Raw genomic sequence first — 22269 nt, 5'->3', positions numbered from 1 at the left:
GCACCTGAATACATTTGGGTTCAAACAAGATAGCGACACGGGGCTTGATGGACGCCCCTGGTCGGCTTAGCTTGTTTGTGACCAAACGAAAGTGGGAGGCTGACCATGTCCCCACGGCGTGACACAGGCGTGACCGGCACGAGAGTCGTCGGCGACGTCACCGAAGTCGGCGGCCTCTACTACCGCCCGATCCTCCTCACCGACGCCGCCCCCGACGCGGCGATCCTCACAGAGGAGGTCTCCGGCCACGCACTGCCCCTGCAGACCTTCGACGCCGAGGAGGAAGCGATCCAGCTGGTCAACGGCACCCGCATCGGCCTCGCCGCCGCCCTCGCCACCGGAGACCCTAACCGAGCCGCGTGCGTCAGCGAGGAGCTCGTCGCTGACACCCGGAACAACTGTTTCTTCGACCGTGACCTCCAGGTGCCTTTCGGAGGCTCCCGTCGGGCCGACGCCGGGCGCGAGGGCGGCACCTGGAGCTTCCACTTCTACGGCGACGTGATGAACGCCGTGACGGCGCAGAAGGGATGGCACGCACGTGGGTGACATCGTCGGGGCGGGACTGATCGCCCACCTCCCCACCATCATGCTCCCCGAGGACACCCGCCGGAAGCTCAACCACGGCCAAGACACCACCCTCGTCGCCGGCCTCGAGCGGTTGCACCGTGAGGTCTTCGAAACGGTCGACTACGACACCGTGGTGCTACTCGACTCGCACTGGGCGACCACGGTCGAGTTCGTGGTTACCGCGCAGGCCCGCCGGGCAGGACTGTTCACCTCGGAGGAACTGCCACGCGGCATGTCCCGCATCCCCTACGACTTCCTCGGCGACCCCGAGCTCGCCCACACGATCGCCGCCAGGGCGGACCAGCACGGCACCTGGATCACCGCGATCGAGGACCCATACCTGCCGATCGGCTACGCCACGGTCAACCTCTGGAAATACCTCGGCGTCGAGGGCAAGCGCTGGGTTTCCATCAGCGTGTGCCAGACCGGAGACACCGAGGACCATCTGCGCCTCGGCCGCGCGCTCGGTGATGCCGTCGCCGGCACCGACCGCAAGGTGCTGCTCATCGCCTCCGGGGCCCTGTCGCACACCTTCTGGCCACTGCGCGAGATCCGCGACCATGAAGCCAGCGACCCGAAGCACATCTTCACCCCCGAAGCGCGTGAGGCCGACCTCGAACGCATCGCCTGGTTCGTGCAAGGCCGCCACGACCGGGTACTGGAGACCATGCCGGAGTTCCTGAAGCACAAGCCCGAGGCTCGCTTCGGCCACTACCTGATGATGGCCGGAGCTCTCGGCGAGGAGCGGCTGACCGCCCGCGGGCGCCTGTTCAGCGAGTACGAGAACTCGGCGGGCACCGGACAGGTCCACCTGTGGTTCGACCGGCCCGCCAACGGGTGGACCACCCCGCGGTTGCGCAACGCCACCCGCCACGACATCCACCATCACGCCGACCCACACCATGACGAGGAGCCCCTCCATGCCTGAGCACCGCAGGGTTCTTCTCGACGGCGCGGTCTTCGAGGCCATCCGCGAAGGCGACGAATACGTCACCCCGGACGGACGCCACGTCAAGGTATCCCAAGCATGTCTGGATCGGCGGCGTCGTACTCACCGCGGCCACCACCGGCCTCGGTGCCGTCAACCCGATCCACAAGGCGCTCGCCCTGCGCGAACGCTCGCGGGCGGTCGGCACTGTGGCTCCCTTTCCAGCTCTCGCCCCGACGCGCCATGGCCTCGGACAAGTGCCAACCTCTCCCGGAATGATGAGGCGAGCTCCCGGATCCTGTATCTCGGCATGAACGACACTGAAGACCCTGTGCACCTCAGCACATTGCGCGTCACCGCCGAGGCAATGACGGTTCGTCACACGAAGATCGCAGCCGCTGGTGCCGGATCCTGCACAGCGTGCTCATGAAGCCCCAGTCCGAGTTCCATGTGGACCACGTGCACGCCCAACTGGAAGACCTTGCGCGTTCCTGACCACGGACGGGCCGACGCCGGAAGCAAAGGAGGCGACCGTTGCGGGCTCTGATCATCAAGCACGACCACCTCTCCACGCCCGGTTATGTGGGAGAGCGGCTGGCAGAACGAGGATACGAACTGCGTGAGTTGATCGTCGTACCCGAAGATCGCTTCACCGACCCGGGCGTGACATGCGCCTTTCCTGTAGCCGAGGATTTCGATCTTGTCGTTGCCCTCGGCGCTCCGTGGTCCGTCGACCACAGCGATCTGATCGGACCGTGGGTCGAGCCGGAGCTGAGGTTCCTGAGGTCCGCACATGCCGCGGGCGTGCCGATTCTGGGTATCTGTTTCGGCGGCCAGGCACTGGCGACCGCGCTCGGCGGCGGGGTCGAGCGGTCTCCACGGTTCGAACTCGGATGGACCGAGATCCACAGCGAAGTGCCTGGCCTTGTCCAGGAGGGCCCCTGGTTCCAGTTCCACGGCGATCGGTGGGTGCTCCCCCCCGGTTCCCGGGAGATCGCCCGTAACGCCGTTGCCTCCCAGGCATTCGTCCATGGCCGCAGCATGGGCGTGCAGTTCCACCCGGAACTCACCCCCGAGACGCTTGCGGCGTGGCTCGCCCATGGGGGCGATACTCAGGCCCGACAGCTCGGCCTCTCGACGGAGCAACTGCTGTTGCGCACGCGCGAAGAGTCCCGTGATGCCCGCCTGCGGGCCCACCAGCTGGTCGACTCCTTCCTCGAACTGCCCCTGCTCAGTCATCGCAGTTGAAGGCCGCCGGCGTTCCGGATGCGGGGCCGGACCTGGCAGTCGCGCAAGTCAACTACTCGGTGGTGAGCGACCGAGCTTGTTAACTTGGTTCGATACCACGTTGTTTATGCTCCGGACTGCTCCTTACGGCAGGGCGGTCACGGGTCGCATCTACCGCCTCCCTGCCAAGGCGGGGCCGGGACGGGCATGTTGACGAATACCCGCGCGTTCCCCACCGAACTCGCCGCCGTTGCTTGACGCGTTGCGTGCCTGAGGCGTCTACATGCCGATCACGTCTCTGGGCCCAACCGGTGCTCCGTTACACCGGCTGGTACTGGCACATCATCCTCGCCTTGCTCGCCCCCCGTTCCTCTCTGCCATGGCCACCCAGGAACGCGGAAAGGGGGAGTTTCGACGACGACATGCCCGGCCGCGTGGCCTTCAGACCAGCCGAGATCCGCGGTCTCCTGCCAGCTGAACCTCCGCCGCAACCACACCCTGGACCCGCATGCAGGTGCACCTGGCGCCCTCGGTCGAGCATCGTAGGCGGTGAGGGGCGTCGTCCTACAGCTGTTTGTCAGGACGCTTCATCAGACTTGTTGTCGCGGCTGCCTGGCGATGGAGAAGCCCCGGCGAGGAGAGGTGTTTCCTCGTTCTGGAAAGCATTGCCAGTCTCGCCGTACTCGTGTGCTTCCTCGAACTGTGTTTGGACTGCACAAGTCTGTCGCGATGTCATGTATTTGCATGACGCGCGGTGCACTTTGGCGGAGCGGATCGGGCTGACAGGCGTACAGAAGAGGAAAACTTGGTGGGCCATCTCCGATTACTCGTGTGAGGGGCTGTCAGCTGAGGATGGACCGATGCTTTAATTCGCTCCACGAAGTCCCCATCCTCTTCCGCCACTTGTGGCACACAGACCCAGGGTTTCTCTATGTCTACGCGCATCACCCCACTTCCGCGCCAGGCCATACCTGTCTCGCGGTGGGCCGCACTTCTCGCACTACTGGCCTCCCTCGTTGTCTGCTTCGGCGGCGTCGCCCAGCCGGCCGCGGCGGTCCCCTCCTGCGGAGTTCTCTCCCCCGGCGCCGCGCCGCAGGCCACCGCAGCGGTGAAGTCCGCCTGCGGCCTGATCGGCACGCCCTACTCGTGGGGCGGCGGCCACGCCGCACAGCCCGGGCCCACGTACGGACTGTGCGACCCCGCCAACGGCGCCCCGAACGACTGCCACGTCCGCGGCCTGGACTGCTCCGGCATGGTGCGCTACGCGTACTACCTCGCGGTGGGCGAGGACGTCATCAACGGAACGACCCGCGTCCAGTGGACCTCCAGCCGAGCGGTCGCCCGCTTTACCCGGAGTGACGGGACGGCCCCACTGCTCCCTGGTGACCTGGTGTACTTCGGCGACTCACCCTCCGGTATTCACCACGTGGCGATGTACCTCGGCCAGGGCTACATCGTCGAGGCGCCTTACTCCGGAGGCTTTGTGCAGGTGGCCGCACTGTCCTCGCACGGTGACTACTACGGTGCCATCCGCCTTTACCCTGGCGCCAAGAACACACCGCCGGCGAACAGCACCAAGTACTACGTCGACACCCTCGCCGACGCGCCCGTCTACGGATCCCCGACCAGCACTACCAGCACAGGGACCCTCAACAAGGGCACCAACTACGTCTACTGCAAGGTCTGGGGCCGCGAGATCATCAACGGCAGCAGTTACAACCACTGGTGGCTGAAGACCGACCCTGACATCGGACCCGCCGGCCAGTGGGTCTCCGCCTACTACCTCGCACGCTGGGGCAACGACCAAGCCAAGGACAACAGCGGTTCCGTCATCCCGGACTGCTGAGCATCCCGAATCCTGCCCGGCCCTGGAGCGAAAGCCCACAGGGCCGGGCAGGACCCACGCGTCCACTCCAGCCGTTGGGAGGATGTGTTCCGCTCCCGTAGCAGCTCCGCCGACCCTACGGAAAGCGCACCCACGGTTTCCGAGAAGGGGTGGTTCAGCAGACCCACGCGCGGGTGAGGGCCTGGACGGCGGAGCCGTCGAGGTCGGCGATTGTGGTGGAGACGAAGTCGCGAAGCCCACTGCGAGGTCTGGACGCGGAAGGGGCGGGCGGTCGCCGCGCAGGGCGTCGATGATCGGGTGGGCGGCCTCGGTGGGGATCGTCCGGCAAGACGGTCTGGGCGCCGAGCGGTCGGGACACAACAGTGAAACCGCCGGGACGTGTCTGGTACAACCGGTGCCGCACGCGCGGCGTCATGAGTGTTACACGGCCAATGAGCCGCTCCGCGCAGCAGAAGGGCAACCGCGTTGTCAGCTTCACTCATACTCCGGCGAGCACTCCCCGCTACCGCACTCGCCTGCATCGCGTTGATCGCCACCGGCTGCAGCGCGGGCTCGGGCAGCTCCTCCTCCGATGGCACCGCCGCAGCCACGGTTTCCGACGCACCGGCTACTTGGGGCGTGCCAGCTACGACGGCGCCTGCCACGACGGCTAGAGCTCGGGCCAGCAGTACGAGCTCCGGCGCCGAGGCGCCGACCGGCACCACACATAGGGGTACCGCTGCCCCCTGCCCAACCCGCTATCTGAACGCCAGATCGGGTGTCAGTCAGGGCGCCGCTGGCAGCGTCTACCAAGTAATCGACTTCACCAACATCTCCAAGAGCGCCTGCACCCTGTACGGCTATCCAGGGGTGTCGCTCGCCGGGGGCAGCCCCGTCCGTCAGATCGGCCCGGCCGCCACCCGCAGCACCATCACACCCCCCACGCTGGTGACGCTGGCGCCGGGGGCCACCGGCAACGCGCTGCTACGGATCACAAACGCAGGCAACTATCCCGAGGAGCAGTGCCACCCGACCGTCGCGCAATACCTGCAGGTCTACCCGCCGGGTCAGACAACCCCGATCTACGTCGCCTACAGCTCGACTGCCTGCGCCGGGACGGTCGGCATCCTGAGCGTCAGCACGCTCCAGCCAGGCGCGGGGAGCGCGCCGTAGCACGCCGACCCGGACCTCGACACATGGTGCGCAACGACATCACCGTCCTACTGCGTTCTCCGGAGACCGGACGGCCGATCATCGGCCTGTCGGAGGCCGCCGGTGGCTCAACCCCACTGGCGGTACGTCACACCCCAGCCAGCATCCTCAGTCCCGGGAAGTCTGCCCTTGAGAGGCTGACCCCTGACGAGTACGAGCTGTGCGCAACACCTGTAGCGCGAAGTCAGCTATCCGGACTCCACGCAACTCGGGGCAGGGCTCACACCGACACCCTGGCCACCACGTCGGGTTCGTACTCTGCGCACGGCACAAGGCCGTGGCGCTTGAAGGACTCAGGGACAGATGTCCCGGTTACGCCGTTGGTGGGCTGGAGAGACGGATCGGCGGGGACGAGCTTGAGAGGGGTGTCCGGACTTTTGGACGGGACACCCCTCCGTTGTTACTCGGCCAGATGCTGATCGATTAGGCCGTAGGCCCCGTAGGTGATCATGTAGGGGAATTGATACGTCGGGAACTGGGACTGCAGTTCCTTCGAGAGTTGCTGGACCAGCGCTGAGGGGTCGGCCATGGCTGCCCGCCTCTCGCGGCGGTCAAGGGGTTTCACGAGGTTAGCCGCATCGTGATCGGCAACGCTCAGGTAGGACTTCTCCTGGGTGACCGCCTTGCCCACCGAGGCCGATGGGCCGCGGCCGGCGTAGACAGTCCAGTCCTTGCCCGTCAGCTGCTGAACCTGGTCGAGGTCATCCTTCCAGCCATCGATGGTGGGAACAGGACGGCCGTTGGCGATCCCGCCTTCCAGCCAGGCGTGGGCGTCATGGTGGACGAGGTCGCCGACCACGACGTCGTGCAGCGCGGGGATGGCGGCGATCGTTTGCGTGGTCGATATGCCCGGATGCTTGAGCACCGTCAGCTCAATGCGGACCCCGTCGACCGTGAGGGTGCGACGGTCGTGGAAAGTCTGTTGCACTGCAGGTAGAGGCGGATAGTTGGCGGAGGTGAAGGTCTTGGCGATGTCGACGAAGTAGTGCTTCTTGTACGTCCAGACCGACTTCACTGCTCGGGCTGTGGCATCGGAGGCCAGCGACGTGGCCCCAGCGTCGGTGAAGACTGGCAAGCCTTGGAACTTGTCGGGATTGGGGTGGGTGACCACGACGTATTTCACGGGATGAGTCGTCTTCGTCTTCAGATACGCCAGGGCCTTGCGTGCGTAGGCAGGCGTGAACTGGGCGTCGAAGGCGACCACGCTCTTGCCCGTGTCGAGGAAGTGCGTCTGGGTATCGAACCCGTTGGCATCGGAAGTGAAGGTGTACATCCTTGGATGTACAGCCAGGCTGGATGAGGAGTTGGTCGCGTCGACACCGCCGGAAGAGCAGGCGGACAGGGCCGCGACGGCCGCCAATGCGGCAGCGCCGGCCGAGATTTTGAGGAAGGGCATGACAGGGGCTCTCTGAGAAGCGGCTCTCGCCGCGTGTGTTGCGTGCTGGCCTCAGGTGCGGGCGAGGGGCCGCACGATCCCGACGCCGTGGGTCTGACGGAGGGCAAGCTGGACGAGCAGCGAATGTGTGAACTAGCGGCTTGTTCGGTTGCGGGCTGACTCCGGTGAGGCCGGCCGCCAACGCAGGTTTGCTGTGATGGCCTGCCGGAACCTCGACGCCATGCGTCCCTGAAGTGTGGCTCCCTTGCCGACGGTGTTGCTCCTCAAGGTGTCTTTGGCCGACATGGCCTTCGTTGGCCTACCAGCGAACCCGCACCCAAACTGCTTCGAGTTCGAAGCAGTCGAGGAGACGATACTGCTTAATTCGAATTCGAAGCAACCTCAAACCGCTGCCTGTCGACGAGAGATGGGGGTCGAGAGTGAGATCCTGCCGAAGGCGTCCGGCTTCCGGTCATCCGAAAGCCTTCGGGGTAGTGGTGACCCGGCGCGCTCCGTCCGCCATGCCGGGAGTGGGTGACGCCGTGGTCGTCCAAGTGCCCGACGAACAGTGGGGGAGACCGTGGCGGCAGTGATCAGCATGGACGACACGACGCCGATCACGATGGAGTCCGTGCACGCCTGGGCGGCGGGACGCCTGGCCCGCTCCATGCTGCCGAGACGGCTGACCATCGTGCCTGCCGTACCGAGGAACGCCTCCGGCAAGTTGGGCAAGGTCGTCGTGCGGTGGCACGCAGGCGGGGCGAGTTGACGTGCTTGCGGTACCCGAACTTCCCGTTCTCACCGTCGTCGGCGCATGGCAGGCGACCGCTGAGTCGTGAAACCGCTGCCGCGGCAGGCGCGCCTGCGTGGGCGGGGTAGCCGAGGTCATGGCTTGCGTGGGCCGCTGTGCGGCGGCCGACTGCGGGATGCATGCCTATCCTGTCGGCGCCCACGACGTGGAACTTGTACTCGGCCCGGGGTCAGCGTGTGAAGTCTTCCATGGCACGCCTCGACGATCTGGTGTGAGCCGTTCGCTCAGCTGATCCCCGCTGTCGCCGGTGGTGTATGCGGCAGAGGGCGACCGCCCCGCCACACAGTACGCCGTGTCGGTCGGATTCCGGTCCGTCGATCTCGATCTGTGCGACCGTCGGCTTGGTCTCCTGGTTCACGAGGCCGACTGGGGCACTGTGACCGACATGGGTCTGGATCACTACCCGGTATGCGAGCGACGGAGGCCGTGCCCAGCTGGGCACGGCCTCCGTAATGGCGGGCCCGGGACAGGTTTCCCTTGAGGTTGACCAGGGTCACCGTCCCAGCCAACTGCCGTTAACCAGCCGGGGGAGGGCGTGCGGGTGGGCGCACCGTCAGTCGCCCTTTGCTGCACCGCGCCTCTTGTCAAGCATGCATCAGTAACTGATCATGATCTCGTTTGGACAGAAACAACCCTCCACTACTCGATCCGTCGGCAGGTAAGGCATGGATACAGGCGTAAGGCGAAGACGGCAGGCCGCAGGTGACGCTTACGAGACGCAGGGCCCTCTCAAGCAGAACGCCCTCGGTGTTCTGGGCATCCTGTTCTTCGTCTTCTCCGCGCAGGCTCCGCTAACCGGCATCGCGGGTGCGGCCCCGGTCGCCATCGCCATCGGCGACGGACCCGGCGTTCCGGCTATGTATGTGGCGGCCGGCGCGGTCGTGCTGCTCTTCTCGGTCGGTTACGTGGCCATGGGCCGCCACGTCGTCGATGCGGGCGCCTTCTACTCGTACATCGGCAAGGGCCTCGGCGGCACGATGGCTGCGGGCAGTGCAGCCGTTGCGCTTCTGGCGTATCACACCGTCCAGGCCGCAGTTTATGGCCTTTTCGGTGCCGTCACGAGCGGCCTCGCGGCCCAATATCTGGGCATCGACGTCCCCTGGTGGCTGATCACTCTGGTCACCATGCTGATCGTGCAGGCCCTCGGTGCGGCCGGTGTCGACATGGGTGCCAAGGTGCTGGCGGTGTTCGTGCTGGCCGAGACCAGTCTCCTGCTGGTCTTCAGTCTGGTCCTGTTCCTCAAGGGTGGCGGCCCCGAGGGCTTGAATCCCGGCGCGTCGTTCTCTCCGTCTGCGATTCTCCATGGAACGCCCGGCGTGGCGCTGATGTTCGCCGTGGCGTCGATGTTCGGCTTCGAGGCGACGGCGATCTACAGTGAGGAGGCACGCGATCCGCACAAGACCGTACCTCGCGCGACGTACCTGGCGGTCGTGCTCATCACGGCCTTCTTCGCCTTCACTTCCTGGATGCTAATCTCTGCGCACGGTGCGTCCTCGAGTGTTGCTGAGGCCACGGAAGCGCTGGCTTCAGGAGATGCGGCCGGATTCGTCGCCGCCCCAATCTCAGCCGAACTCGGCACGTGGAGCGGCGACCTGCTGCCGATTCTGCTGGCCACCTCCCTCTTTGCCAGCATCCTGGCCTTCCACAACTCCGCCAACCGCTACCTCTTCTCCCTCGGCCGGGAAGCGTTGCTGCCGCGGAAGCTGAGCAGCCTCAACGGCAGGCAGTCGCCCTGGTTCGCCGGCCTGGTCCAGACCTGCTTGGCGGCGCTGCTGGTATTCCCCTTCGCGCTGACCGGCGAGGACCCGGTGCTCTCCCTCTTCGCCTGGTTCAGTGGTCTCGCGGTGCTGGCCATCATGGCGTTGTACTTGCTGACTTCCGTGTCGGTAATCGTTTACTTCCGACGGGAACAGTCGGCCGATACCCGGGCCTGGAATACTCTGATCGCCCCGGCACTGGGTGCCATCGGGATTGCCGGTGCCATCTGGCTCATCATCGGCAACTTCACCACCCTCATTGGCGGTGACGCGAAGACAGCCACATGGCTGGCTCTGACAGTGCCGGGCTGCCTGATCCTGGGCATGTTGATGCCGCGGTTGTCCCCGCGTCCCGACGGCGCCCGTTGATCTCCTGAGCGTGTGCGAAAGCGAGCGGTGGCCGAGAACCCGTGACGCCCCCGGCCACCGCTCGCTTTCGTGCAGGAGGACGAACGCCCAAGGGGGCTGGCAGGCGCGTGTCAGCCCTTTGCCCGCTGCTGCCAGTTTGTGAACGTCTCCACAGGGTCGTCGTTCTCGAGATTCCAGGGGTACGCCGTGACGAGACCGCGGATGGCCCCGAACACCTCACTGGCCTGCTTGGTGCGCTTCGCCTGGACGAGCGCGTAGGCCAGCATGTTGAGATCTGCGACGGCGGCGGCATGATTCAGATACCCCTGGCGTGGCCACTCCGCCAGCGCGTTGTCCAGCGTGGCCCTGGCGTCGACGCGGGTCCACAGATGGCCAGCGGTGATAGCCTCCACCCCTCCGTACTCGAGATTCGCACGGTAGAGGTCAACCAACGCCACAAGTTCAATTCCCGCTGCAGGCGTGGCGGGTGGTGCCGAGTGGCGCACCTGGTCGACGAACTCGACCACCTGAGCACGGGATCCGCACTCCCTGGGAGACAGGTAGCGGAGCATCTGGAGGTGGGCCTCGCGATGCCACCGATCACGCTGGACGATCTCCCGCCAGAGCGGAAAGACTTCCTCGGCAGGACGGCGCCACAGGCGCAGCAGACCAAGGCGCACCACCCAGGGGTTGGGATCCTCGGGCCGTAGTGAGGAGGCTCGCATGGAGGCGTCGAGTGCCTCTCCGGCCTCGTTGGGATCAGGGCTCTCTTCGTACAGCGTGCGCCGTAGCACCCCCCAGGCGAACAGCAACTGGGCGTCCGGGTCCTGGACTCGCTCCTCCGCCCACGACCGCTGAAAGGCCGGAGTGGTCGACTCCGCCAGTAGCGCCGTGCGGTGGGCCCTGCGGTCCCAGTCCCTCCCCGATGCGCGCAGAAGCTGCTCGATCATTGCGATGGTGATGGTGCGGCCGTTGGAGGCAGCAGGGTCCACCAGCCGTTTGCGAACCTTGCCGAGGTCGGTATCGTCGAGTTCGGGGGCGAGTCGAGGGACCGTGTCCCTACGGCGACCGAGAAGAGCCATGATCGGAGAGTAGCCAAGGTTTGCACAGCCAGTGGGGCTTTCTGGCTGCTTGGATGCCTATCTGAGATAAGTCGCCCCCTGGGCAAGAGCGCCTGCCCGAGCCTCCGGAAGGGGACTTGAACACCCCGCAGAAGCCGGTAGGACCGTTGCCGCCCATCGAGATACGGAAAGATCACCCCGAACCTGGATGCCAGTACTGTCTATTGCCCTTGCAATGCGTGACCCGACGCGGACACAGCCGAAGTCCATACGGGGCGTGCGAGTGGCTGGGCAGCCGGGATCGCTGGTCCCGCATATGCGATCGACGAGCAGACCGCCACAAGGCTGACCGGCGAAGCCGTCGAAGCGGTCTCCAAGGGCCACTGGACGTTGTTCCAGCACTTCCACCCATCGAACAGCGCGGTGCCACGGGAGAGTCCATTCCGATCAGGCCTGGTCGTCGGTCTCGGCGAGCCGACGCACGTCAAGGCGCCGGTGTACAATGCGAAGCTGCCCGGCTCTTGGCTGGTGGACCTTTCCCACATCGACCTGTCGAAGGTAAAGGTCGGCGAGGAGTGGGTGGAGCTGGACGGCAGCATGCCGCCCTCCCCGTTCACGCCGAAGGGCGAACGTCCGACGGGGCCGGCCCGGTACGCGACGCCGACCGAGGCGTACGCGGTGGAGCTGGGCTACCACGTCGCGCCGGTCGAGGCCTACGTGCGGTATGACAACGGCCGCTACCTGGACGGCTGGTACAACCGGCTGCGCGACGCCTACCTCGCCACGATGGCCGACCTCGGTGTGGACGCGGACCTGCCGCCGGCCGGCTTCCTGGCGGCGATGTACGGCTACAACGAACGCGACCCGGAGCTGGCGATCGTCGTCTCGGCGATCAAGGCAACGGTCAAGGGCGGGCTGGGCAAGCTGCGCGAGCGCACCCGGGGTGAGGGCTGGCGGCCGGACATCCACGCCGCGGTCATCTCCCGCACGCGGATCAACCTGCACCGCAAGATCGTCAAGCATGCGGCGTTCACCGGGCAGTACCCCATCGCGATCCTGTCCGACTGCGTCGTGTACGCGGCCGGCGGCGCCTCGCCGCTGGACTTCCTGCCCTACCGGGACGGAAAGCCGCTGCCCGGCGGCTTCAAGCTCGGCGTCAACCCGGGCCTGGTCAAGCACGAAGGCACCCAGAGCGTCCTGTGGGGCGAGGAGGTCCGCGAGCGGTTCGACGCCCCGGAGCTCAACCTCGCGCGGTACATCAAGGACGGCACCGTCACCGACATCGACAACGGAGAGTAGGAGAGGACGATGAGCCTGTTCGGCAACGGCCTGGACGCCGCCGTGCAGAAGTCGTTCACCCGCCCGGCACCCAAGACCGCGCCCGCGCAGATGCGCTACCTGGTCAAACAACTGGGGACCACCAGGGCCGTCGCCCAGATGCTGCGGATCTCCCAGCGCACCGTCGAACGCTACGTCAAAGCCCAGATCAAAAAACCGCGCCCCGACCTCGCCGCCCGCCTGGAGAACGAGGTGAAGAAGCGGTGGCAGCCGCAGATCCGCGCCAAGGCCCGCCGAAAGGCGGCGACCACCGACGGCATCGTCATCGACACCCGCGCCCGGATCGGCTACACCGCCCCGATCGGCACCACCGACGACGCCCGCCTCTTCGCGCCCAGCAGCAAGGCGCCACCGACCAACAACTCCAGCAGATCACCGCCGAAGCACTCAGGGAGGTCTACTTCCAGGACAGCGGCCGCCGCGCCGGCCAGCTGGAAAGGGTCAGCTTCACCGACATCGAGCACGTCGAGTTCGACCTGAAAATCAGTGACGGCACACTCCAGGTGGCCTCACCGACACTCATGGGGGCTCGCGGCCATCCCCGAGCGCGTCGACCAACTCGTAGGCCGGCGCGGCGAGGCGAATGCCACTGCGTGTTCGACAAGGCTGTCCGCAAGCGCCGAAACGTCGTCGAAGGCTGCGTCCCTCGCCTCAAGCAGTGTCGGAGCATCGCCACCCGCTAGGACAAGAAGCCTGGCCGCTACCGTGCGGCTATCAGCCTGGTCAGCACACGATTGCGTTCGAACGCCGCCGTGGTAGGCCGTGGTTGCGTTGGTGTTTGACGGGGCGACATTGTGCAGCCCCATCTGGAGTGGGCAGGCAGTCCTCATTGAACCCTCGGTCACTGCCCAGAATCTCAGGGCTGAGCGTAACGCTGTGCCGGGCGGCGATGTTCGGTGTTGTACACGGAAGACTCCATCGCGGGACCTGTCATGGCTCGTGCGGCATCGTCAGCTTCCGTCCTGCCGACGTCAGCTCAGTCGTCGGGGAGTGAGAGCCGGGCCCAGACGGACTTTCCCCTGGCGCGGGTGTCTGCTGTCCAACCCCATGTGTTGCTGAGGGCGTTGACGATGGGCAGTCCGCGGTTGTCTTCGGCCATGAGCGCAGGGAAGACGAGCAGGGGGCGGCGTCGGCTGGGATCGCGAACTACGCAGAGGAGCGTGTGTGGGCGCAGGGCGAGTGCGAGCCAGACGGCGGCCTGTGGGTTGTCCTGGCGAAGGGTGCGTGACCGGCCGTGGCGAACTGCGTTCGCGACGAGTTCGGAGGCGACCTGGACGGTGTCGTCACAGATGCCGATCAGGTTCCAGCTGTACAGGGTTTGTCGGGTGAACTGGCGCGCGACATAGCAACAGTCGGTGGTGGCGGGAATGCGGCGTGCGGCGAACGGGGTGCTGCCCAGGCCCGTACGGACGGCCAGATTGGAAGTGAACGCCGGTGGTTCGCCGAGGAACAGGGGTTGCTGCCGGGCACTGGCCGGTCTGGGTGCGGGCAATGGCTGAATGTTGTCGTTGTGACGTGACGTCATCGTCCGTCCCCCGGGACCTGGTTGCCGTTTCATTTCTGGCGTGCCGTCTTGACCGTCACTATTCCGGCCTGTTCATCGTTCTTGCAAGTGCCGTCCTGCAATTGCAGGACGGCACTATTCGTACACCTGGTCGGCCGATGCTCCAACTTAAGGCCGGCTAAGGAATGACTCGGAGGGGCGTGGTAGGCATGGAGCGCGTGGAAAACGGTGTCGGCGCGGACGTGATCGAGGACGTCGCATGGTGCAAGAGCCGCCACAGTGGGGGGAACGGGAACTGTGTGGAGGTCGCTTCCCTTCCTGATGGAGGCGTGGCGGTGCGTAACTCCCGCTTCCCTCAGGGACCGGCCCTCATCTACACGCGGGAGGAGATCGCCGCATTCTTCGCGGGGGTCAAGGAGGGGGAGTTTGACTTCACCCTCTCGTAACCCACGGTAGAGATATGGCCACTTCCTGACACTAGTGCGTTGCGGCTGCCATGCTTGGGCTCCCTGAACAGTTCGATAGGAGTGCCTGGTATGGCAGCCGAGCAAAAGGCGCCTTCTATTCTCGGATTCCCGCACCGGCCGGAGTGGGGTGCAAGCGCTCATCGAAGGGCGCTCGCGGGGCATCTGCGGCGCTGTCGTGATCACGCCCGGATCGCCCCTCGGCAGGCCGCCCGCTGCATCGATGCCTCTGAATCGACCATCAGTCGCCTGGAGACTGGTCTCACCCCGCTCAAGCCGGCCGAAGTGGAGCGGTTGCTGGATGCGTACGGCGTGCGCGATCCCGCCGAGCGGCAGCGGATCACCGTGCTCATGCTGGAAGCGGGCAAACCCGAGGTGTGGCAGCCGTATGCTCACGCCGCACCGACCTCCCTGCGGCCGCTGCTGGCCATGGAGCCGGCGGCTCGGCGCATTCTTTCCTACGAGCCGCAGCTGGTGCCGGGTTGGCTGCAGACCGAGGAATACGCCCAGATCGTCAGCCGGGCAACCCACCCGACCCTGCCGGCTAAGGAGATCGCAGACCGTGTGAGCCTGCGCGTGCAGCGCATCAACATGCTGCGCCGGGAAACCGACCCGCCAACGCTGCTGGCAGTGATGGACTCCGAAGTCTTCAGGCGCACCGTCGGCAGCCCCGGCGTCATGTACCGACAGATCAAGCATCTGCTCGCCCTGCTGGAGGACCTGCGCTACCGGCTGCGCCTGCAGATCGCCCCCCTGTCGGTGGGGGCGGCCGGCGCGATCGGGCACCCGATCGTGCACCTGCGGTTCTTCACCCCCGAATACCTGCCCGACATGGTGTACCTGGAGCAATATGAGGGCGCTGTCTACCGCGAGAAGCCGTCGGAGTCCGAGCGGTACCAGGCTGTTCTCAACCACCTGTGTGGAGTGGCAAGCCCTGTAGAGCAGACTCCATTGCTGCTGCAGGAGGCACTGGAAGCCTGGCGGTGACGCTGACCCGCTGCCGCGCGTCTGTGCCGCTCAGCGGCGCACGAAGCCCACGCCCCCGTACTCTTCCCATTCCCAGGTGAGCTGGGCCGGGACATCGTCATGGACGGGCCGCCAGGCTGAGACTTCTGTCAGACCCGGCTCCACCAGCTCCAGGGGTGCACAGAAGGCCGCGACGTCCGCCCTTTCCCGCACGCGCCCCCAGTGCCCTTGGGTCTGTTCGTCCATGAAGCCGGTGACAAAGTCGCGGATCTCGGACGAGTCGCTGACGAGTTGGCAGACCACCATCATGCTGCCAGACGGCAACCTGTCCGCGACCTTGGCAATCAGCTCGCCAGGCCGACTGCTGTCGGGAATGCAGTGCAGCACGGATACGAACAGAGCAGCCACCGGCTCATCGAGATCGATGAGCCGGCGCACAGGATCGCTCTCGAAGATCTCCGCGGTATCGCGCATGTCCGCCTGGAGCACGGCGGTGCGCTCATTGCTCTCCAGCAGAACACTCCCCATGGCACGGACACTGGGGTCATTGTCGACGTACACGATCCGGCTTGCGGGGTCGACGCGCTGCGCGATCTCGTGGACATTGTCCTGGGTGGGCAGCCCCGATCCGTGATCGATGAACTGACGGATGCCGTAATCGGCGGCCAGCGTGTGCACGACCCGGCGCAGGAACTGCCTGTTGTTCAAGGCGAGTTCCGTCATGCTGGGCACGTGTTTGAGGAGTTCGCCGCAGGCTGCACGGTCGGCGGGGAAATTGTCCCGGCCGCCCAGCAGACTGTCGTACATCCGAGCCACACTCGGAACCGAGACATCCACTCCGTACGGCAAGCTCACCCGTGTCCCCCTCCTGCCCGCACACCGCCACCCGGCGCCGAGATGGCACAGTATAGTGACATCAGTCACATCGACGCGCCGTGAAGTGGCCGGTTATCACTCCAACGGAGCGGCGGAGGAAGGCAGCAGACCGACAAGATCCTCGCGCGCTACCCCCAGTACCTCGGCAACACGTTCTGAACTGAGCCGCAGCCTGCGGTGCAACACGTGTGCATCCAGCTGTAGGGATCTCGCTGCTCTCCCTGGCGCTGAGGTCTGCGTCTTCACGCCGACCGCGTGATCGATGTGGTCGTGCAGAATGTCCCAGGCGACAGCAGCTGGAATCGTGCTGCCAAGGACCACGGTCCACGACACCGCCAGCTCGGTGAATGCTGCAGCGACCGCCGTCTCGGCCGCGCAGTCTTGGCCGATCCGCAGCGCCGCGTACTGCAGATACGGTTCATAGTGACGCTCACGAAAGGCGGCGAAAGCAGTCACGGCGGCGCGCTCAGCCCGAAGCGTGCCGCGGCCAGGACGCGGAACACGACGCACGCCGGTGTGAGTCCTCCGCTCAGTGAGGTGGGACGGAATTCTGTGCCCGGTCATTAGCACTCTCCCAGTGGGGCGATGTGCGTCGTGCCGTCCGGCAGCCGCGGGTCGTCGCACATCAAAAATGCATAGTGCACGGCCTCCCACAGGGGTTTGACTTCCGCGGGTCGGCCCCCCAGCGCGCAGACGAGAGCAGACAGTACATCCCATTCCGGAACGTCGACGCCCGCCAGCATGCGGCGGGCTGCTGTGACTGAGACGGCCTTGGCACTCAGAACCTCGATCTGGTCCGCCGAGGGTGACTTGGCCGCCAGGTACAGTCCCCGCACGGCCGCGTGCAGCTGCTCGATCGCCGCGGTGACCGGCTGGCGTTGCGGTGCCGTCACGCCGTGCGCGGCTTCGAACAGGACCCGCAACTCGGCAGGGTCCGAGCAGAAGATGTCGCTCAGTGCGCACACCAGGTCCCAGGTCGGCAGGCGGTCTCCGGACAGGACCCGAGAAATGAACGACGGCGACAGCATGGTGAGGTCGGCGATTTCCCGGATTGTCCTGCCACTGCTGACCTGCAGCTGTGTCAGCGCCGATGCCAGCTGGCTGACCGGACTGGCAGCGTGCTCGCTCTGATCGACGGCCGTGTCCTCGCACGCCTCGGCGGCAGGCACCGGCCGTGCCGAACGCCACCGGGCGGGAGCGGCCCGCTTGTCGTTGGCGTGCAAGACCATCATTCGCGCCACCCGCTCCGGTCCCCATCGGGCCCGTGCCGTCTCCGGCGCGACGTGCGCGGCCCGGGCCACGGCCTCCCATTTCTCACCCCGGTGCCGGGCGTCCTGGACCGCAGCCGCGGTGTACATATCCAGCTCACGGCGGATCGCCTCGGCGCGTTCCAGCAGCGTGGCCAGCTCCTCCTGGCGCAGCTCACTGTCCAGAAGTTGCGCAGCCAGCCGGTGGACTTCCGTGGCCACCGCGCGCCCCAACGGGCCTTGTTGTTCAGCGACCGCACTCCGGCGCGCCTGCCGCTGCCGCTGCGCCCGACGGCGGCATGCGGTGCCGCAGTACCGGCGGCGCCGGCCTGCACCCGTGTTCTGCACCAAAGGACCCGCACACACCACACACGTGTCTACCTGCGATCCACGATCCATCACACACAGTCCTCTCCTGACCTTGCTCCGGTCGCACGGTGCCCTGCCATCGGCATGGCCAGGTGGTGCCGGAACGCGCTGACGCTGCCCAGCACCACCCCCTTGCGGCAGGTTCAGTCCAGCTGCGCCCACAGGAATTCGATGCGGGACGCGCGGGCCGTGGCCGCAGCGGTCATCGCGAACGCAACGCACGCGGCGGCAGGCCAGTCGGAGCGCGACAGAACGAAGGACAGAGCAAGTACGACAAGTGGGCCCAAGCTCAGCGTGACAGCGAAGGCACGCAGGCGTGCGTAATTCCCGTCGGTATTGCTACCGTCCAGGGGCGTCCCGGACACCACGGTGCCGGTGACGATGCGGGGATCAGTCATCTGTTTCCTCAGCGAATTGACGGCTGGTCAAAGTGCGGAGGGGTCCAGGTCTTTCGGTGCCACCCTCGGGGCCGGGACCCGTCTCCGGCGCGACATTAGCGTGCGGCTGCCTCACTCGGCCATCAGAGTGAGGCAATAACGGGTAAGTCGCCGCATCAGTGGGTGAAAACCAAGACCGACATCACCTTTCTGGCTGCAGCCGGCCCGGTTATGCAAAATGCTGAGCACATTTGACAGAACGCGACCGATGTTGCTGGTAAAGCGTCCTGATACAGCGTGCGCCGTCGCTTGAAAATCCATTCAGCGCACACCGGCGCAAACGCCACCAGGCTGATAGCCAGTTCAGTGACTACCTACTCGAGCCGCCGCGCTGACCGTACTCTCGACGCACTCTGCAGGCCGCCCCTGCTCCAGGCGGGCGGCTCGCATGAGGGTGGACGAACAACCCATCGAGTACGCCGACCTGGTACCGGCCCAACAGGAGCAGCAGTCGGTTTAACGTCCCTGGCAGGGGCAAAGCGCAAAATGGCCCGTACTTCCTCCGAGCGGACGGAAGGAAGTACGGGCCTTTGGCGTGCTCGGACGGTGCATCAAGGTGCCTGGGCGGCGCCTGCTTCCTGATCGAGGTTGGGGCGGCGTTGCCAGGCCGGCGGGTGCCGCATCGCAGTGATCGGACCGGCGCCAGGCTCGGTGGCAGGCGCCCAGACCATGCGCCAAACGTGCTCCCACACAGCTGCAAGCGTGGTCCGGGCCCCGATGCCGCAAGAAGACGCCGCAATTCAGGACTGCGCGAGATGCGGAAGAGTCGCCAGGGGTACAGGCAGGGATTCCGTCAGCCGTGAACGCAGGCCATGGACGCCGTGCCCATGGCTCAGCGGGTCAGGTTGGCGAGGAAGGACTCGGCTGCCGACCACGGGCTCAGCTCGATTCCGAAGCCGCTGCGTGCAGCGGGTCCTTGTACGTGGACCAACCGGCCGGACAGGTCGACGACGTCACTGGTGCGGAACACCCCGGCGCAGGCACTCAGGTAGCTTCGAAAGTGGGTGATCTTGCGAGCGAACACGGCCGAGTCGTCGACCGTGGACTCTGTGACGGTGTCCACCTCCACCCCATAGAGCGCCGACGTGACCAGGCCCTCGAAGTGGTCTGTGATCCGGGCAAGGACAGAGACACCCACCGGGCTTCACAGAAGTGCGTACAGAGTGCGAATCGGGGGATGCCGGCGCCCAGTGCTGCGGCATCCTGCCTGGCGGAGAGGGCAGGATTCGAACCTGCGTGAGCCTTGTGAGGCCCGACCTTGAGGCGTGCTCGCTGGTCCCCGATCGACCACTCCGGGCACCTCTCCCTGCTCCCGGCATCGGGTGACCCGCGCCGTTCACGTGAACAACATTGGCAGGAGCCTCTGACGCCGACCTGATGCGCCTCTGACACGCACCAGGATGACCGCGTTGCCTCGCTCACCGAGACTGTCTCCTGGAAGCTCAGGAAGTTGCGGAACTCGGGCCGGCAGTGGGTCCAGGCAGGTCACCTTCTCAACGAGCGGGAGGAGGCGACCTGCGTTGAGGCGATCTACTTGAACCAGTACTTGACGCCGTGGTGGTGCGAGCACGTGCCCTGCGAGTGCCGCGAGTACGACAGGGAAGCATCCTTGCACTTCGCCGTCTCGTACTTGTCCTTCGGCCTTTGGTGGTGCGTCCAGCCGCACACCCCGGTGGTGTGCTGGATGCAGCGGTGGGCCGTGTTGGTGGACGGCAATGCCGCCGCCGAAGCAGTTGGTGCACTGAAGAGGACGCTGGCCAGGGCGACAGCCAGGGCCGGGACAGCAAGACGTGCGCGCAAAGAAACCCCCCTTTGAAGTGGTGCAGTGCAGCGGGAGTTTATAGCTGTTTGAGCCAACAACGATGCCCAATCGATTGATGTGTGGGCCAAGCCTGATCTGTGAGATCAGGCGCACGCCGTGAAGCTCAAGCAACCGCGGATCTGTCGGCCAGATCCAGAGTCTGGGTGTGAGGTCGGGATGGTCGCAGCGGGATGAGGATTGCAGCAGCTTGGCGCAGGCCATCAGCAGCGTAGCCCGTCCGGAGGCGCTGTCGAGTAGCGGGACGAACTGGTGATGCATGTGTGCGGCGGTGCACGGGGCGAGTTGGACGTAGGCGTAGAGCAGGGCGATGTCGTAGCCGCGGGGGCCAGGTCCAATCCTTCCCAGTCGACGAGGGAGCCGCGTGCGGTGAGGTTGGTGGTGTGAAAGTTGCCGTGCGTGCAGTCCCATTTGGGGTTCTGGCTCTCTTTCCGTGACGCGCGCACGCTGAGTGACGGCTGCCACTCGGATCAGGCTTCGGGAAGTTGCCTGAAAATAACCGGGGCCGATCTTGGTGTGGTCGACAGTGCGGCGTCGTGGAAGAGACCTCGCCCCGCCTGGAGGGCCTGCTGTTACCGTCCATCGCGGACGTGTCGGTGCTGTCGCTGGAGGTGAGCCACGAGGCGATACGCATCGACGTCTGCAGTACGGCGGCCGGGGCGGCATGCCCGGGCTGTGGGAGTGAGTCGACCCGGGTGCACAGCTCTTACCTGCGGTTTCCTGCGGATGTGCCGAGTGGGGGACGTCTGGTGGTCCTGCAACTGCGAGTTCGGCGGTTCTTCTGTCCGGAGTCTTCGTGTGCTCGGCGGACGTTCGTTGAGCAGTTGCCGGGGCTGACTCGGCGGCACAGCAGGTGGACGGAGCGGTTGCGGTCGAGTCTCGCCGCGGTGGGTCTCGCCCTCGCCGGCCGGGCCGGTGCCCGCTTGGCGAGGGCCTTCGGGGTGTCCATCAGCCGCAGCGCGGTGTTGCGGCTGCTCGGTGCCTTGCCCGAGCCCGAGGTCCCGGCCCCGCGGGTGGGGGGTGTTGATGAGTACGCCACACGCAAAGGACGGGTCTACGGCACGGTGCTCGTCGACGTCGAGACGCGTCGGCCGGTGGATCTGCTGCCTGACCGGGAGGCGTCCAGCCTGGCCGCATGGCTGGCGAAGCGACCCGGGATCGAGATCGTCTGCCGGGACCGCGCGCCGTTCTTCGCGGAAGGCGCCACAGCCGGGGCGCCCCAGGCGACGCAGGTCGCCGACCGCTGGCATTTGTGGCACAACCTCGGGGAGGCTGCTGAGCGGGCTGTCGCCCGCCACCGCCAGTGCCTTCGCGTCCTGGTCCCCGATCGCGAGGGGAAGGCCGACGAACCGGCGCCGCCCGAGGAGAAGGCGGAATCTCCATGGCGGAGCGAGCGGTTCGCCAACCGTGTCCGAGCCAGGCACGCCACGGTCCACGCGCTGCTGGAAGCCGGTCACAGCCGCCGTTCCATCGGGCGCCGACTGAACATGACCCACCGCACGGTCAAGAGCCTCGCCGACGCTGCGAAGCCGGAAGACCTCTTTCGTGGTCAGTGGCAGCACAACAGGACCTCCGTCCTCGATGAGTACAAGCCCTACCTGGACGAACGCTGGGACGAGGGCTGCACCAACGCTTGGAAGCTCTGGGAGGAGATCGTTCCCTTGGGCTATCGAGGCAGCTACGGCCGGGTCAGCGCCTACCTGCGGGCGAAGCGGACCTCGCCACGGCCGGTCACCGCGCAGCCGCCGGCACCCCGCGTGGTGACGAGATGGATTCTCAGCCGACCCGAGACGCTGACCGAGACCGAACAGCTCCGGCTCAAGGCCGTCCTGGCCAGCTGCCCCGAACTCGATGCCCTGACCGGTCACGTCCGGTCCTTCGCCCAGATGCTCACCGAGCGCCAGGGCGAACGGCTCCCGCAGTGGCTCGACGCCGTCCGCCAGGACGACCTGCCCAGCCTCCACACTCTCGCGGCCGGCATCGACCGGGACCGCGATGCCGTCATCGCCGGACTCACCCTGCCCTGGAGCTCCGGCGTCGTCGAAGGACACGTCAACCGGATCAAGATGCTCAAGCGCCAGATGTTCGGACGTGCCGGCTTCGCACTGCTCCGCAAGCGAGTCCTGCTGGCTCACTGA

Annotated in this window: 19 protein-coding genes and 3 pseudogenes; 12 read left to right on the top strand and 10 right to left on the bottom strand. The window is 66.2% G+C overall.

Going from position 1 to position 22269, the window contains the following annotated elements; all coding sequences use genetic code 11:
- Positions 1-129: 129 nt before the first annotated feature.
- The 5 genes from FB157_RS30275 to FB157_RS30245 all read left to right on the top strand — a co-directional run bounded on the left by FB157_RS30275 (position 130) and on the right by FB157_RS30245 (position 5720).
- Positions 130-546 (top strand): aldehyde dehydrogenase family protein, encoded by a 417-nt coding sequence (locus FB157_RS30275; RefSeq protein WP_398947486.1) that lies wholly within the window; start codon positions 130-132, stop codon positions 544-546.
- Positions 539-1495 carry a catechol 1,2-dioxygenase gene (locus tag FB157_RS30270; RefSeq protein WP_145883823.1) on the top strand — a complete coding sequence of 319 codons (957 nt, stop codon included), beginning with the start codon at positions 539-541 and terminating at the stop codon, positions 1493-1495. Before FB157_RS30275 ends, FB157_RS30270 begins: the two co-directional genes overlap by 8 nt.
- Positions 1496-2029: 534 nt before the next feature.
- Positions 2030-2743, top strand: a complete 714-nt coding sequence (locus FB157_RS30260) for a type 1 glutamine amidotransferase (protein WP_145883822.1) — start codon at positions 2030-2032, stop codon at positions 2741-2743.
- A 910-nt stretch (positions 2744-3653) separates the two neighbouring features.
- On the top strand, positions 3654-4568 hold the full coding sequence (locus tag FB157_RS30255) for a C40 family peptidase (protein ID WP_145883821.1): 915 nt from the start codon (positions 3654-3656) through the stop codon (positions 4566-4568).
- A gap of 618 nt (positions 4569-5186) precedes the next feature.
- A complete protein-coding gene (locus tag FB157_RS30245; RefSeq protein ID WP_261386633.1) occupies positions 5187-5720 on the top strand; it encodes a DUF4232 domain-containing protein in 534 nt (177 codons plus the stop codon).
- A 439-nt stretch (positions 5721-6159) separates the two neighbouring features.
- Here FB157_RS30245 and FB157_RS30240 read toward each other — a convergent pair whose 3' ends face one another.
- Positions 6160-7155 (bottom strand): MBL fold metallo-hydrolase, encoded by a 996-nt coding sequence (locus tag FB157_RS30240; RefSeq protein WP_145883819.1) that lies wholly within the window; start codon positions 7153-7155, stop codon positions 6160-6162.
- Between the two features lie 577 nt (positions 7156-7732).
- On the opposite strand from FB157_RS30240, the gene FB157_RS30235 reads away from it, so the two are divergent.
- Both FB157_RS30235 and FB157_RS30230 read left to right on the top strand, forming a co-directional pair.
- Positions 7733-7903, top strand: coding sequence for a hypothetical protein (locus FB157_RS30235; protein WP_261386620.1), 171 nt, complete (start codon positions 7733-7735; stop codon positions 7901-7903).
- A 707-nt stretch (positions 7904-8610) separates the two neighbouring features.
- Positions 8611-10071, top strand: coding sequence for an APC family permease (locus FB157_RS30230; protein WP_145883818.1), 1461 nt, complete (start codon positions 8611-8613; stop codon positions 10069-10071).
- Positions 10072-10181: 110 nt separating this feature from the next.
- Here the strand turns inward: FB157_RS30230 and FB157_RS30225 are convergent, their stop codons facing one another.
- A complete protein-coding gene (locus FB157_RS30225) occupies positions 10182-11132 on the bottom strand; it encodes a hypothetical protein (RefSeq protein WP_145883817.1) in 951 nt (316 codons plus the stop codon).
- A 426-nt stretch (positions 11133-11558) separates the two neighbouring features.
- Here FB157_RS30225 and FB157_RS30220 point away from each other — a divergent pair.
- Positions 11559-12410: pseudogene (locus tag FB157_RS30220) on the top strand (transcriptional regulator); the annotation flags it as partial.
- 9 nt (positions 12411-12419) lie between these two features.
- Positions 12420-12928, top strand: a pseudogene (gene tpg / locus FB157_RS30215) (telomere-protecting terminal protein Tpg); the annotation flags it as partial.
- Positions 12929-13425: 497 nt separating this feature from the next.
- Here tpg and FB157_RS30210 read toward each other — a convergent pair.
- A complete protein-coding gene (locus FB157_RS30210; protein ID WP_261386619.1) occupies positions 13426-13941 on the bottom strand; it encodes an ATP-binding protein in 516 nt (171 codons plus the stop codon).
- 221 nt (positions 13942-14162) lie between these two features.
- Between FB157_RS30210 and FB157_RS30205 the strand changes: the two genes are divergently transcribed.
- Positions 14163-14399 (top strand): DUF397 domain-containing protein, encoded by a 237-nt coding sequence (locus tag FB157_RS30205; protein WP_145883815.1) that lies wholly within the window; start codon positions 14163-14165, stop codon positions 14397-14399.
- Between the two features lie 90 nt (positions 14400-14489).
- On the top strand, positions 14490-15404 hold the full coding sequence (locus FB157_RS30200) for a helix-turn-helix transcriptional regulator (RefSeq protein WP_145883814.1): 915 nt from the start codon (positions 14490-14492) through the stop codon (positions 15402-15404).
- Between the two features lie 30 nt (positions 15405-15434).
- On the opposite strand, the gene FB157_RS30195 is transcribed toward FB157_RS30200, so the two are convergent.
- The 7 genes and pseudogenes from FB157_RS30195 to FB157_RS30165 all read right to left on the bottom strand — a co-directional run bounded on the left by FB157_RS30195 (position 15435) and on the right by FB157_RS30165 (position 20112).
- Complete coding sequence (locus FB157_RS30195; RefSeq protein ID WP_145883813.1) at positions 15435-16238, bottom strand: SAM-dependent methyltransferase; 804 nt, start codon at positions 16236-16238, stop codon at positions 15435-15437.
- 96 nt (positions 16239-16334) lie between these two features.
- Positions 16335-16715 (bottom strand): hypothetical protein, encoded by a 381-nt coding sequence (locus tag FB157_RS30190; protein WP_145883812.1) that lies wholly within the window; start codon positions 16713-16715, stop codon positions 16335-16337.
- 107 nt (positions 16716-16822) lie between these two features.
- The gene (locus tag FB157_RS30185) at positions 16823-17728 is read right to left on the bottom strand and encodes a helix-turn-helix transcriptional regulator (RefSeq protein WP_261386618.1); all 906 of its coding nucleotides are present in this window, start codon (positions 17726-17728) and stop codon (positions 16823-16825) included.
- A 290-nt stretch (positions 17729-18018) separates the two neighbouring features.
- The gene (locus FB157_RS30180) at positions 18019-18273 is read right to left on the bottom strand and encodes a hypothetical protein (protein ID WP_145883811.1); all 255 of its coding nucleotides are present in this window, start codon (positions 18271-18273) and stop codon (positions 18019-18021) included.
- Between the two features lie 871 nt (positions 18274-19144).
- Positions 19145-19450 carry a hypothetical protein gene (locus FB157_RS30170; protein WP_186581758.1) on the bottom strand — a complete coding sequence of 102 codons (306 nt, stop codon included), beginning with the start codon at positions 19448-19450 and terminating at the stop codon, positions 19145-19147.
- 70 nt (positions 19451-19520) lie between these two features.
- A pseudogene (locus FB157_RS47545) lies at positions 19521-19618 on the bottom strand.
- A 224-nt stretch (positions 19619-19842) separates the two neighbouring features.
- Positions 19843-20112 carry a DUF3761 domain-containing protein gene (locus FB157_RS30165; RefSeq protein WP_222440970.1) on the bottom strand — a complete coding sequence of 90 codons (270 nt, stop codon included), beginning with the start codon at positions 20110-20112 and terminating at the stop codon, positions 19843-19845.
- A gap of 555 nt (positions 20113-20667) precedes the next feature.
- Here FB157_RS30165 and FB157_RS30160 point away from each other — a divergent pair.
- Positions 20668-22269: an ISL3 family transposase gene (locus tag FB157_RS30160; protein WP_222440969.1), complete on the top strand. Its 1602-nt coding sequence runs from the start codon at positions 20668-20670 to the stop codon at positions 22267-22269.

The organism is Streptomyces sp. BK340, assembly GCF_007827595.1.
Classification (GTDB): Bacteria; Actinomycetota; Actinomycetes; order Streptomycetales; family Streptomycetaceae; genus Streptomyces.
The sequence above is the reverse complement of the archived record's forward strand: the minus strand, read 5'-3'. Positions and strand labels throughout refer to the sequence as shown.

What these genes read in the sequence shown, in the direction of transcription:
- FB157_RS30255 (WP_145883821.1), top strand. Translation starts at nt 3,654, where the DNA reads ATGTCTACGCGCATCACCCCACTTCCGCGCCAGGCCATACCTGTCTCG.
- FB157_RS30240 (WP_145883819.1), bottom strand. Translation starts at nt 7,155, where the DNA reads ATGCCCTTCCTCAAAATCTCGGCCGGCGCTGCCGCATTGGCGGCCGTC.
- FB157_RS30235 (WP_261386620.1), top strand. Translation starts at nt 7,733, where the DNA reads ATGGACGACACGACGCCGATCACGATGGAGTCCGTGCACGCCTGGGCG.
- FB157_RS30230 (WP_145883818.1), top strand. Translation starts at nt 8,611, where the DNA reads ATGGATACAGGCGTAAGGCGAAGACGGCAGGCCGCAGGTGACGCTTAC.
- FB157_RS30225 (WP_145883817.1), bottom strand. Translation starts at nt 11,132, where the DNA reads ATGGCTCTTCTCGGTCGCCGTAGGGACACGGTCCCTCGACTCGCCCCC.
- FB157_RS30205 (WP_145883815.1), top strand. Translation starts at nt 14,163, where the DNA reads ATGGAGCGCGTGGAAAACGGTGTCGGCGCGGACGTGATCGAGGACGTC.
- FB157_RS30200 (WP_145883814.1), top strand. Translation starts at nt 14,490, where the DNA reads ATGGCAGCCGAGCAAAAGGCGCCTTCTATTCTCGGATTCCCGCACCGG.
- FB157_RS30180 (WP_145883811.1), bottom strand. Translation starts at nt 18,273, where the DNA reads ATGACTGATCCCCGCATCGTCACCGGCACCGTGGTGTCCGGGACGCCC.